We start from the raw sequence: 11,266 nt of genomic DNA, 5'->3' as shown, positions 1-11,266 counted from the left end.
CGGTCGTTTATTTGCCGCCCTTGCGGAAATGCGAGCGGTGCCGGTCGCTCGTCGGATCGTCGCGCGTCTCAAGTTCGAGGTCGCACGTATAGCCGGCGTCGCTTATCTCGTGCCGCACCTTTTTCACAAGCCACGACTCGGCATCGATTTCGGGCTTAAAGCCGTTGAGATAAACGGGCACTTCCGGGTAAAGGTCGGGCCGGCCGAGCGCGAGGTTATATGTCATCGTCGCTTGGCTTCGCTGCGTGCGGTTCAGCTCGGACGTTGCCGCCGCGCGTGCATCGGCTTCGGTCGCGTAGGTTTCCGGCAATACCTTCATGTTGTGTTGATCTTCGCCGCCGACGACAACAGACTTGCGCTTGGCTCGGCCGGTCGCGTGATAGAACGCCCGCACGCCGGCATAGTTCTCACGCTCCGATACGTGATAGCGATGCCGGTCGCCTTCCTTGCGCGTCAGCTCGATCGAGGTGAGCGCCTTGCCGCTCGCGCTCGTGCCGTGCCCGATCGGCATGAAAAGCAAGTGCGAGTCTTTCACGTTCATCACGGCGTCGTAACGCTTCGCGAGGCGCGTGAGAAACGACATATCTGACTCGTGCGTTTGATCGATGTGCGCGATCACGACTTTCGCAAGCGCCTCGGCGATCGCCGGCTTGAGTCCGTGCGTGCCCGCGATCTTGCGCACGATCGCGCCGATCGTTTCGCCGTGCCAGCTCTTTTCCTTTCGCTCGCCGAGGCCTTTTGTCATCGAGGCCGACCGCGCCTGAATGGTGAGCGTATCCGGGGAGCCGGCGTGTTCGATTTCGTTGATCGTGAATGAGCCCTTGTCGACAAGGCCGGTGTCTTGCCATCCGATCGACACGCGGATCACTTCGCCGCGCTTGGGTAGCGCGAGCTTTCCATCGTGATCGTCGAGCGTGAGCATGAGCGTATCGGCTTCGTCAGATCGCGACTCGTCGAGCGACAGGTGATTCAGGCGCGGCGAAATGTTGCTCGTGAGGTCTTTGCCGTTGAGCGTGATTTGATAGATCGGCGTCGGTTGCTTCATTCTTTTTTCAGGTGCTCGTTTGCAGGGTCGGTTTTCGTTTTCACGAGGCCATCGTCGACGCGCATCAGGTTCAACGTGAATTCGACGCGCCTCGGCGTGCCTTCCTTCGTGTGCAGCGTTTGCCCTTCGTCGAGGCCTTCGATCACGAACGCGCCGAACACTGTGCCCGTGCCGTCGACGAGCGCGAACGCGTCGCCGGTGTCGCCCATATCGCGCAGATCGGCGAGCGATGCGAGCTTGCCGATACCTTGATCGGGCGCGAACCATCCCGACAGCGTGATCGCATCGTCGCCCGCGCCGGTGAATTGCCGCGCATCACGGCCGCCGACGCGCGACGAGCTGCGATGCTTCCAGCTCGTGCGCCGGTGCAGCTCTTGATAGGCGAGCGTCGACAGGCTGAAAACAAATTGCCCTAGCGACATCATCATCGTTTCTTTCTCCGTCAGTCGGTGAGGCGCGAGCTAACGCGCGAGGCCTTCTTGCGCTCGATATCGGCGAGCACTTGGCGCACTTGGTTCGCGATCTCTTTCGGATCGTTGCCGGTGATGTGAAACTCATAGCGATCGCCGCCCGCCGGCGATGCCGCGCCGGCCGCGTTTCCGGCCGCTTGGCGGGCTTGCAGGGCGGGGCGCGTGTCAAACGTCACGCCGGGGCCGCCGGCCGGCGTGCCGGCCGCCTGTGCGCCTTGTGCAGCGAACGAGGTCGCCGCGAGCGTCGCGAGGCCGACCGCAGCTTTCGCGATGTGCCCTTGCTCGGCCGTCATGCCGATCGCCGCGCCTTGCGTGATGAATCCGCCCAGCTCGCCGAATACGCGCGACGGGCTATGAATGCCGAGCTTTTCCTTGAACCATCCGACCGTGCTTGATGCGACGTTCGTGATCGCCGCTTGGACAGCGCCGAGGCCGCTTGTGATGCCGTTGACGAGGCCGGCGATCAGGTTCGAGCCGAATTCGGAAAACTTCGACGGCATATCGACGCCGAACCATTGCAGCACGGCCGCGAACGCCGAATAGAACAGGCCGAGCGGCGACCAATTGAGAATGAGCGCGCCGATGCCCGACAGGCCGCCGGCGAACGCTTGTTGCACTTGCGACCATAGGCCGGTGAAAAATGCCTTGATCGGTTCCCAATAGACATAGATCGCCACGGCCGCCGCAGCGAGCGCGGCCACGGCCGCAACGATTACGCCGATCGTCGCGAGGCCAGCGACGCCGAGCGTCGTAAAGGCGAACGATACGGCCGCGAGCGGGCCGAGCACGCCGGCGAGCATCACCATAAGAGCGCCGCCGGCCGCGAGCACGATCGCGAGCACGGCCGCGACTTTCATGATGCCGTTAGCGAGCGTCGGATTGTCGCGCGCCCATTGGCCCATGCGTTGCGACATATCGCCGAGCCATTCGACAACGCCTTTCACTTCCGGCGCGATCGCCTCGCCAAACGCGACGAGGCCATTCGTGAAGGTGCCGCCGGCCGCTTCCCACAAGTTTTTAAGCGTGCCGAGCTGTGCATTGACGCGCTCTTGCATCGAGGCCTGTGCGGCCATCTTGCCTTGCACTTCGTCATAGCCGGCCTTTCCCTTCTCGATCATCAGCGAGATTACTTGGAGCGTTTCGGCGTCGTCGCCGAAAATCTCTTTCATCACGCCGAGGCGCTTTTGCGTTGTGAGGCCTTTGAGCTTTTCGAACTGCGCGAACATCTTGTCGAGGCCGCCGAATTCGCCCTTGCCGTCAGTAAAGTCGAGGCGTTGCGCCGGCGCGAGTTGCTTGTTTGCCTTCGCGACTTTCTTCGAATCCATGCCGAGCTGGAACACCTTGCGGTATGCGTTGCCGGCCGCGCTTCCTTCCATGCCCGATTGATCGGCCATCACCAGCAGCGGCGCGAGCGCCTTCGCCCCTTCAAGGCCTTTTTGCTTGATGGTATCCATCGCGGGGCCGAGCTTCGCGAACCCGTTGAGCATGTTGTTATCGTCGACGCCGAGCATAAACGCTTTCTGGATCACGTCCGTCAGCGAAAGCATGTCTTTCTCGGTCGTGCGCGTTGCGTCCTGTAGCTTCGCGGTGAATTCGGCCGCCTCGGCCGGCGTTTTCTTGAGCTGCACGCCGAGGTATGCCGTTGCCTCGCCCATGCCGCCGAGGATCGCTTGCGCGCTGATACCTTGGCGCGTAAGCATCGTCATCATGTCCTGAAAATCCGCGGTCGTACCGGGCAGACGGTCGCCGAGCTTCAACGCGAGCGCGTTGATCTTCTGAAATTCAGGGGGCACGACGCCGCCGGCGCGCATCAGCGCGCTCGCGAGCTGCGTCGCCGAGTCCTCGGCCTTCGCATACTCGGCGACGGGCACGAGCGTCGCCGCGCCGACGACAGCGCCGCCGGCCATCATCTTCGCGCCGGTGCCGGCCATCGAGCCGGCCAGCTCTTTCGTCTTGTTCATCTTCTCGCGCGCCTCGGCGAGTCGCTTCGTGCGCGCGGTGAGGTCGGCGAGCTTGTTTTGCTGCGTCGTCATTACGCCGATCGTCGCGCTCATGCTCGTGCGCAGCTCGCGTTCATGCTGCGACAGATTGCGCGTGTCGATGCCGGCGGCCGAAAGGCGCGTGCGCAGCTCGCGCACCTTGTCGGCTTGTTTGTCGTGCGCGGCCGTGAGCTGCGCGGCCGTGCGCTTTGCCTTCTCAAACTCTGCGACCATCTGTTTCGTCGGCGAGGCGGTCGAGCCGATCGTGCGGGCCAGCTCGGCGACGCGCGATTGCGCGCCCTGCATGTCGCGCTTTGCGCCGACGAGGCCGACACGCATTTCGCGAAACGCGGCCACGTCCTTTTGCGTGCGTTGCAGCTTGCCGAGTTCTTCGCGCGACTCTTTCAGCGACTTCGCAACGTCCTTGTTACCGTTCAGGATATTCCGCAAGGGCTTCGTCGCGCCGTCGACCATATCGAACAGCACGCGCAATTTGAGGTCGTTTCCGTTTGCCATCGTCATTCGCTTCCATACGGCGAGCGCACGCGCGCACGCTCGCGCCAGTCGGCCAGCTCGGCCAGTGTGAGGCCGTCCATATCGCGCGGTGTCCAGTGAAAAACCGTCGCGATATCGGCCATCGCTTCTTCAACGCGGTCGGGTATGCCGTGCTCTAGCTCGCCCGCTTCGGCAGCAAAAAAGATGCGAACGCCACCCCCAATTGCACGAGGTCGGCCGGGTCGAGTTGTTGCACGTCGAATTCGGTGAGCGTCGGCGACGAGATGCGCGGCAATACCTTGCCGAGTGCGTCGACGTCCAGATTCACGAGCGCATTGAGCGACGTGCCGCGCAGCTCGCCGGCGGCCGGCTTGCGCAACGTGATTTCCTTGATTTCCTGTTCGCCTCGCTTGATCGGGGCGTCGAGGGTGATCGTGTTCGGCTTGGCTTGTTCGGTCATTTCTTTCTCTGTTTAGATTGGGTCTTTGATGCCCCGCCCGGTGCTTGACCAGGCGGGAAAGGGGACATGCACGCGCGCGAGCTGCGCGAGCGTTACAGGCCGATCGCCTTGCGCATGTCGGCGAGCAGATCGTCGCCGTTCACGTTCTCGATCATGTTCATCAGATCGATTTCGATCACGGTTTCGCCGTTCACGGTGAGCTTGTAATAGCTGCACGTCGTCGAAACCTTGAACGCCGTATCGTCGCCGGGTTTCGCGTTGCCGAAATCAATTTCCTTGTGACGGCCGCGCACGACGATCTCGATCGTGTCGTGCTTCGTCGAATCCTCGGCGCGGTATGCGCCGGCGAAGCGCAGTTGCACGCCATCGTGTTTCGTGATGCCGTATTGCGTGCAAACCGATCGCATAAAGCCGCCGGCCGTCCATTCGAGGGTGATGCCTTCTTGCCCTTGATCGATATCGATCGGGCCATTCATGCCGCCGCCTCGGTATGCCTCCATCTTTCGCGACAGCTTCGGGGGCGTCACTTCGGCCACTTGGCCGGCGAAGTTTTCGCCGTTGTGGAACAGGTTGAAATTCTTAAGTTTCTTCGGCAATGCCATGTTCTTTACTCCCTAGTTAGGCCGACACGCGCGAGGCGAAATCGGCGAGGTAACGGTCGGTGATGCGTTGGCGCAGCATCAGGTTTTCGATCGGGGGCACGGGCGTATAGTCGTAATCGATCGCGAGCTTGCCGGCCTTGAGCGCTTCGACGGTGTTCGCGCTCTCGTCGTACCAAGCCGAGCCGCCGAGCAGATAGCCGTTTGCGACCAGCTCGCGGAATTTCGCATTGATGCTCTCGATCAGGTCGCGCACGAGCGACGGGTGCATCGGCACGTCGACATACAGCATGTGCGCCTCGGCCATCGTGTCGGCGAGCACTTGCGCCGTGCGCGTGTAGTTCTCGAATGCGAACAGCGGATCATCCGAGCAGGTGCGCGAACCCCAGAAGCGATAGCCGGTCGAGTTGATGAGCGTCGTTACTTGTTGCTCGTTCAGATAGCCGGCATCCGTCGCGGGGTCTTGCAAGTCCCAAAACACATCACGGCTCAGGCCAGTAACGCCGTTGACGCCGACATTCGAGAGCGTCTTGTGCCAGCCGGTTTGCTCGTCGATCTTGGCGCGCAGTCCGAGCGCGATCGCGGTCGCGTCGACCGTGCGCGAGGCGTTCGCGCCCGTGTCCCAGCCAACGAAATCAGGCCACAACACCATCAGCTCGCGTTGGCTGAATTGCTTGCGATACGTGGTCGCCGCTTCCTTCGTTTCGCAGGCGTTCGCCGAGACATAGCCGAACCCGCGCAGCTTTTGTGCGAGCGTGCCGAGCGCGGCCGCGACGGGTTGCGTATCGAGGCCGGGAGCGCCGAGAATGCGCGGCTTGATGCCGAGCGACGATTGCGCGGCGAGCAGCGCTTGCATGCCGGTGTAACGGCCGCCTACGTCCGTCTTGCCGATCACGTTGCTCGTCGTTGCCGCTTCGTCGACGCCATCCGAGACACGCACGACGACAGTGACGGGCTTCGCCTGTGCGGCGATCGCGTCGAGCGAGCGCGCGAGCGTGCCCTTGTCGCCGGCCTTGCCGATCGCCGATTGAATGTTCGTCACGAGCACGGGCGTATCGAGCGGGAACATCGAGGCGTCAGCATCGAGGCCGGTCGCGACGAGGCCGACAACGGCCGTTGATACGGTGCGAATCGGGCGCGTGCCTTCGTTAATTTCGAGTACGCGCACGCCGTGGTGGTAATCGGTTGCCATTAGGTATCCTTTTTAAGATTGACAGTGAAAGGGCGGGTTGCAGCTCGCGACGCTTTCGGCGTTACGCGGGTTCGGTGCTCGTGTCGGCCGGTGTTGCGCCGTCTTTCGGCTCGATCGGGTTGACGGGGATCGGCGCCAGCGGGGGCGTGTACGGTGCCGGCTCGTCGGGCCATACAACGGCGTGCGGGAAGGTTTCGCGATCGATCGCACGCGTCAGCAGCTCTTGATAGGCCGACCATGCCTGATAGTTGTAATAGTCCTCGGCGACCAGCTCATTCGCTGCATACGCCTCGGCCTTTCCATCGGTGAAGGTTTTCGCCTTCGTCATGCGTGCGTCGTACTCGGCCATTGCCGGCGCGCTCGCGACTTCGAACGATGCCGGCTCGTCGGGCCAGCTCACGGTGTCGGGGAACCCTTCACGCTGGATCGCGCGCACGAGGTCGAGTTGATAGGCCGACCATGCCCGAAAGTAATACGCTTCCTCGCGCGACAGCAAGCCGGCCGCATAGGCGTCGGCCTTGCCCGCGTTCATCGTCCGCGCATGCGTCATGCGCAAGTCAAACTCGGCCATCGCCGCAGCGCGCACGCGTTGCGCGACGATTGCCGGGTCGATAGCCCATGCGCCATCGCGAAACACGTATTCATCCGAGGGGCGGGGCGTTTCGGTCAAGCCGTTCTCGGCCGGCGTCGTGCCAGCGACGAGGATTTCGGCGGGCGTGCCGTTGTCTTGGCGGTACAGAATCCGGCCGCGATAGTCGGGCAGCAGCTTCCATGCGCCGTCGAGGTAGAACGGCCACGAGAGAGGCGTGCGCGCCGGCAGCTCGTCGATTGTGCTAAATGCGGGCACGAGCCAGCGGCCGAAATTCAGCGGGTCCGCGTCAGCGAGCCGGCTCGAAATGTATGCGCCGGTTTCGGCGTCGTATTGATGGATCAGCATGGTTTGAAATCCCTTTCAGTAAGCGCGAATCATTGCGAGCATCGCGACGTTTCGCGGCCGTGCTTCGTTGCCGCCGTCGCCGTTGACGGTGATCGTGTGCGAGTGATTGCCAGCGCCGCCGATGCCGACGTTGTGCCCGTGCGTGCCAGCTCCGTCCGTGTCGAAACCGTGCCCGTGCGCGCCGTTCCAGCTCGTGTACGGTTGGCGTGCGTTGTCGATCGAAAACCAGCTATTGACGCTCCCGCGATCGGTGTCGGGGTTCGCCCATTGCGGCACGTTCTGGTCGAGAATGTGTTGGTGGTCGCCGACGCCGTAGGTGTTGCCGTGGTGCCCGTGCCAGCCTTGCGAATCGGTCCACGCGCTATGAACGTGATCGCCGACAGCCGCCGCGCTCGCGCCGTGTGCGTGCCAGATATTTTGCGAACCCTGATACGTGCCGATGCCTCGGTTGGAATCAGCGCCGCGCGCGTCATCCCAACAGCGAATGAATTCGCCGCGCAGCTCGGGCAAGCGAAAGGTCGTTGCGCCGTCGCCGGTCGAGAAACAGCCCCAATTGTTCGAGGTCCATGCCGACTCGGCGACGAGTGCGCCGCTCGCCTGTGCATAGGCCCATAGCGCGGGATAGTCGGCGCGACGTACTACCGTGCCGTTGAGCTTGAGAAAGCCGGCGCGGACAGTCGTGCGAGGCTCGAAAACGATCGTGCCGATCGAGGCCGTTGCGATCGCGGCGATCACCCATTCAGTCGTGGGCACTTTCTTCGAAACGTCGCCGGTCGGGGGCGTGAGCGCGGTAATCAGGCCGCCTACGTCGAGCGTGCCACGAAAGCCGGTGTTACCCGTGCGCGTATCGAACCAGTGCGAAAACTCCGCTTTCGGCACGGGCATGCCGTCGATTGTCGGGCCGAACCCGATGCCGAACCATGAGCGCAAAGCGACGTTGTTGATCGTGTTCGACGCGTTATCGCCGTTGCCGGGGCCGAGCGCCGAGCCGGTGCCGCCGGGGGCCGAGGCAAGGCGGAAAGCATCGGTCGTGCTCACGGGGCCGGTGAAGTTCGCGCCCGAAAGACTCGCTTTCGCGTCGAGCTTCGGCTTGAGCGTCGCCGGCGTTACGGCGCGCACGGCATCGAGGCCGGCGTCGACTTCGGCTTGCGTCGCCAGCTCGATCACGCCTTGCACTTCGGTCGTCGCCGGCGGATTCAGAAACGACGCGTCGCCGAACGTCAGCGCCGCCGCGTCGATCGTCGCGAACTGGATATCGGCCGACAGCAGCAGCATTGCGGCCGGCGACTTCTCCATGATCGGCGTTGCTTGGCTATAGACGCCGAGCAGCACATCGTTTTCCAGATAGAGGCCGAACCCGTACAGCGTGAATTGATCGGCGGTGTCGTCTTTCAACGTCACATGGATCGTATCGGCCGCGATGTTCTTGCCCGCAAATGTCGTGATGCGCTTGCGCTCGTTCGGCATCGCAAGCAATCCCTTGTCGGCGACGAAAGGGGCCGAGGCGAGGCCGATCTTGACGACTTGATGCGCATTGGTGCCCGTGTTACCGGGGCCGACGAGCGCAGCGCGCCCCGCGTCGGTGATGGTGATGAGGGTTCCGGCCATAGGTCAGATATCCGTGAAAGAAAGTCGGCGATACAGCGCGGGCCGCACGGCCGCCGCGACGCGCTGCGTGCCCTGCATGGAAAAGCCTTGCGTGAAGGTGTAATGCCGGCTCACGGGCTTGGTGCGGTCGATTTCCGCAATGATGTCGGCGACGAGCGCGGCCGTAGGGGCTTCGCCGTTGCGCGAGCTAACCGTGAGCACTACGTCGAACGTGCCAGGCACGCCACGGGGCGTTTGCTCCCACCATTCGCGGATCGCGATATTTGCGCCGAACGCGGCGACGACTTCGCGCACGGCAGCGGCCGTGCCGTTCTTGCGGGCGATCGGTATGGCGGCCTTAACGCGGGCGCGCTTGGTCTGTTCCGACCAATAATCCTTCCATGCGTCGACGCCGAGGTGCCACGCGAGCCACGGCAGCAAGGGCAGCGGGATCGCATCGGGGTCCATCAGTACGGCGAGCGGCGACGGGATATCGCTAATGCGTGCCGCGACGCGTGCAAGGTTGCGCTCGTGCGTCGACGAGTTCGGCGGGAGCAGATCACTCATTGTTGTAAATGCCTCCGTCGACCAGCTCGATCGCCGTGCAGTAGGGCGCTTCCTGTTTCGTCGCCGGAATGTCGGCGGCCGGCTCGGTGAGCAATACCTTTTGCACGCCGGGGGCGCGCGCAGCGGCATAAACGCCGTCGAGCGTGATCGCCATGCCGAGCTTGTGCATTTCCTCGGTGTAGGCCTTGACGCGCTTGTTTGCCTCGGCGAGTGCGACGGCTCGATCGGGGCCGGCGAAGAAAACGAGCGTTGCACGCACGGCGTAACGCTTGATCGTCGCGCTTCGCACGTCGACGAAATCGGTGAGCGGGCGCACGTTGTCGGCCGCGAGCGCGGCCTTTACCTTGTCGACGAGCGTTTCGTCGGCCGTGCCGTCGCCTTCGCGCGAGAGAACCGTAACGACGACTTCGCACGGCGCGGGGCTAACGGCCGAGGCATCGAGCACGCGGCCGTCAGCGTTGCGCGCATGCGAGATATACGCCCCCTCGGGGCCGGCGACAGAAAAGCCTTGCGGCGCGAGCTGCGTGCGCGCACGCAAGTCGGTGTCGTTCTCATAAACCGCGTCGATATCGTTCGCAGGGTCGGCCGGCGTGATCGTCAGGCGTTCGATTTCAAACAGCGCGGCGAGGTGTTCGAGGGTCGTGCCCTTCGCATACGCGAGCATGATCGAGCGCGCGGCATCGTTCACGCGTTGGCGCAATACGACTTCGCGATACGCGTTTTCTTGCAAATGAATGTTCATCGGCTCGGATTCGAGCGCGAGGGCCGCCGCGACTTCGGCTTGCTTGTCGGCCGGATACAGCGCGACGAGCGCCGCCTTGCGCTCGGCGAGCAGCGTTTCATAGTCGATCGTTTCGACGATATCGGGCGATGAAAGGCGCGACAGATCGATCGGCGTTGCGCTCATGCCGCACCCCCGTTCGTGAGCGGCACGCGCGTCGATACCGGCTCGCCGGTTTCGGTGGTCGTGCCTTCAATGTCGACGACTTGCACGCCCGCGCCGGTGTCCGTCAGCTCGGTCGAGAGCTGCACGCGAGTCAGGCGCAAGCGGGGTTCCCACTGCATCAGCGCCGTCGCGATCGCGGCATACAGGCGCACGCGCGTCGCGCCATTGTTCGGCGCGTCGACCAGCTCGGGCAGCTCCGAGCCGAAATCACGGCGAGCGATACGCGTGCCGATCGGCGTCGTCAGAATTTTCCCGATCGATTGATACAGGTGTGCGAGGCCGGCCGTAGCGCGGCCGGTTGATGCGTTCATTCCAATCATTGCGGATCGCTCACGAGATTGCCGTCGCCTTGTTCGCGGTGCTTGTGCTTCGGCAGGCTGATACCTTGCGACTTAACTTCGCCCGTAAAGTCGGCCGCGCCGTTGATCGTCATAGTCGAGCCGGTGCCGCTTCCCTTGCCCGTCATGCCGGATTCGAAAGAAAACGGGCCTTTGACGGTGAGCGACTTTTCGATCGTTGTGTCGGCGTCAATCGAAACCGTCTCGGCCTTCACGGTCGCGGTTTTCGTGTTGACGTTGACCGCGCCGGGGGCGGTGATGTTGACGGTTCCACCATCGGGAAAAACGGCGTTGAGAACATGGGCGGCCATGTCGTATTCGATCGATGCGCCGTCGCGATAGACGCGCATATGCTTCGCCGGGTCGGTGCTCGGCGGGGGGAAATCTTCGGAATAGAAACCGCGCAGCGCGACGGCTTGCGCAGGGTCGCCGCTCGGACAAAGCAGCATTACCCCTTCGCCGATCGAGGGCGCAAGCCACTCGATCGATTCGCCGGCGAACGGGATGAACCATTGAATCCAGTCGGTAGATAAATCGCCGCTCTCTACTCGGCACAAAGCGCCGTCAACAGCAGCGACGGTGCCCTTGCGAATGCCGTTTAGAAATTGGCGTGAGGATTCGTTTGAGTTCATGCCTCCATGTTGCCGAGCA

13 protein-coding genes are annotated in these 11,266 nt (G+C 63.1%); all 13 read right to left on the bottom strand.

Going from position 1 to position 11,266, the window contains the following annotated elements:
- Positions 1-7: 7 nt before the first annotated feature.
- The 13 genes from BMW76_RS38145 to BMW76_RS38085 all read right to left on the bottom strand — a co-directional run bounded on the left by BMW76_RS38145 (position 8) and on the right by BMW76_RS38085 (position 11,247).
- Entirely contained in the window at positions 8-1,045 is a 1,038-nt protein-coding gene (locus BMW76_RS38145) for a phage late control D family protein (protein ID WP_090873899.1), read from the bottom strand.
- Positions 1,042-1,473 (bottom strand): phage tail protein, encoded by a 432-nt coding sequence (locus BMW76_RS38140; protein ID WP_090873898.1) that lies wholly within the window; start codon positions 1,471-1,473, stop codon positions 1,042-1,044. Before BMW76_RS38140 ends, BMW76_RS38145 begins: the two co-directional genes overlap by 4 nt.
- A 14-nt stretch (positions 1,474-1,487) precedes the next feature.
- The gene (locus BMW76_RS38135) at positions 1,488-4,010 is read right to left on the bottom strand and encodes a phage tail tape measure protein (RefSeq protein ID WP_218162588.1); all 2,523 of its coding nucleotides are present in this window, start codon (positions 4,008-4,010) and stop codon (positions 1,488-1,490) included.
- Positions 4,011-4,012: 2 nt separating this feature from the next.
- Positions 4,013-4,132 (bottom strand): GpE family phage tail protein, encoded by a 120-nt coding sequence (locus tag BMW76_RS38130; RefSeq protein ID WP_081071338.1) that lies wholly within the window; start codon positions 4,130-4,132, stop codon positions 4,013-4,015.
- A 32-nt stretch (positions 4,133-4,164) separates the two neighbouring features.
- A complete protein-coding gene (locus tag BMW76_RS38125) occupies positions 4,165-4,449 on the bottom strand; it encodes a phage tail assembly protein (RefSeq protein WP_090873896.1) in 285 nt (94 codons plus the stop codon).
- A 92-nt stretch (positions 4,450-4,541) separates the two neighbouring features.
- Entirely contained in the window at positions 4,542-5,051 is a 510-nt protein-coding gene (locus BMW76_RS38120) for a phage major tail tube protein (RefSeq protein WP_090873895.1), read from the bottom strand.
- A gap of 16 nt (positions 5,052-5,067) precedes the next feature.
- Positions 5,068-6,240: a phage tail sheath protein gene (locus BMW76_RS38115; protein ID WP_090873894.1), complete on the bottom strand. Its 1,173-nt coding sequence runs from the start codon at positions 6,238-6,240 to the stop codon at positions 5,068-5,070.
- Positions 6,241-6,301: 61 nt separating this feature from the next.
- A complete protein-coding gene (locus tag BMW76_RS38110) occupies positions 6,302-7,177 on the bottom strand; it encodes a tail fiber assembly protein (protein ID WP_143062438.1) in 876 nt (291 codons plus the stop codon).
- 15 nt (positions 7,178-7,192) lie between these two features.
- Positions 7,193-8,785, bottom strand: a complete 1,593-nt coding sequence (locus BMW76_RS38105; protein WP_090873893.1) for a tail fiber protein — start codon at positions 8,783-8,785, stop codon at positions 7,193-7,195.
- Between the two features lie 3 nt (positions 8,786-8,788).
- Positions 8,789-9,331, bottom strand: coding sequence for a phage tail protein I (locus tag BMW76_RS38100; protein ID WP_090873892.1), 543 nt, complete (start codon positions 9,329-9,331; stop codon positions 8,789-8,791).
- The gene (locus tag BMW76_RS38095) at positions 9,324-10,238 is read right to left on the bottom strand and encodes a baseplate J/gp47 family protein (RefSeq protein ID WP_090873891.1); all 915 of its coding nucleotides are present in this window, start codon (positions 10,236-10,238) and stop codon (positions 9,324-9,326) included. Before BMW76_RS38095 ends, BMW76_RS38100 begins: the two co-directional genes overlap by 8 nt.
- Positions 10,235-10,597: a GPW/gp25 family protein gene (locus BMW76_RS38090; protein ID WP_090873890.1), complete on the bottom strand. Its 363-nt coding sequence runs from the start codon at positions 10,595-10,597 to the stop codon at positions 10,235-10,237. Before BMW76_RS38090 ends, BMW76_RS38095 begins: the two co-directional genes overlap by 4 nt.
- Positions 10,594-11,247, bottom strand: coding sequence for a phage baseplate assembly protein V (locus BMW76_RS38085; RefSeq protein ID WP_090873889.1), 654 nt, complete (start codon positions 11,245-11,247; stop codon positions 10,594-10,596). Before BMW76_RS38085 ends, BMW76_RS38090 begins: the two co-directional genes overlap by 4 nt.
- Positions 11,248-11,266: the final 19 nt, after the last annotated feature.

This window comes from Paraburkholderia diazotrophica (assembly GCF_900108945.1).
Taxonomy (GTDB): Bacteria; Pseudomonadota; Gammaproteobacteria; order Burkholderiales; family Burkholderiaceae; genus Paraburkholderia; species Paraburkholderia diazotrophica.
The sequence above is the reverse complement of the archived record's forward strand: the minus strand, read 5'-3'. Positions and strand labels throughout refer to the sequence as shown.

Excerpts from the sequence above, each read along its gene's own strand:
- BMW76_RS38145 (WP_090873899.1), bottom strand. The coding sequence starts at position 1,045 with ATGAAGCAACCGACGCCGATCTATCAAATCACGCTCAACGGCAAAGAC.
- BMW76_RS38140 (WP_090873898.1), bottom strand. The coding sequence starts at position 1,473 with ATGATGATGTCGCTAGGGCAATTTGTTTTCAGCCTGTCGACGCTCGCC.
- BMW76_RS38135 (WP_218162588.1), bottom strand. The coding sequence starts at position 4,010 with ATGGCAAACGGAAACGACCTCAAATTGCGCGTGCTGTTCGATATGGTC.
- BMW76_RS38130 (WP_081071338.1), bottom strand. The coding sequence starts at position 4,132 with ATGGCCGATATCGCGACGGTTTTTCACTGGACACCGCGCGATATGGAC.
- BMW76_RS38125 (WP_090873896.1), bottom strand. The coding sequence starts at position 4,449 with ATGACCGAACAAGCCAAGCCGAACACGATCACCCTCGACGCCCCGATC.
- BMW76_RS38120 (WP_090873895.1), bottom strand. The coding sequence starts at position 5,051 with ATGGCATTGCCGAAGAAACTTAAGAATTTCAACCTGTTCCACAACGGC.
- BMW76_RS38115 (WP_090873894.1), bottom strand. The coding sequence starts at position 6,240 with ATGGCAACCGATTACCACCACGGCGTGCGCGTACTCGAAATTAACGAA.
- BMW76_RS38110 (WP_143062438.1), bottom strand. The coding sequence starts at position 7,177 with ATGCTGATCCATCAATACGACGCCGAAACCGGCGCATACATTTCGAGC.
- BMW76_RS38105 (WP_090873893.1), bottom strand. The coding sequence starts at position 8,785 with ATGGCCGGAACCCTCATCACCATCACCGACGCGGGGCGCGCTGCGCTC.
- BMW76_RS38100 (WP_090873892.1), bottom strand. The coding sequence starts at position 9,331 with ATGAGTGATCTGCTCCCGCCGAACTCGTCGACGCACGAGCGCAACCTT.
- BMW76_RS38095 (WP_090873891.1), bottom strand. The coding sequence starts at position 10,238 with ATGAGCGCAACGCCGATCGATCTGTCGCGCCTTTCATCGCCCGATATC.
- BMW76_RS38090 (WP_090873890.1), bottom strand. The coding sequence starts at position 10,597 with ATGATTGGAATGAACGCATCAACCGGCCGCGCTACGGCCGGCCTCGCA.
- BMW76_RS38085 (WP_090873889.1), bottom strand. The coding sequence starts at position 11,247 with ATGAACTCAAACGAATCCTCACGCCAATTTCTAAACGGCATTCGCAAG.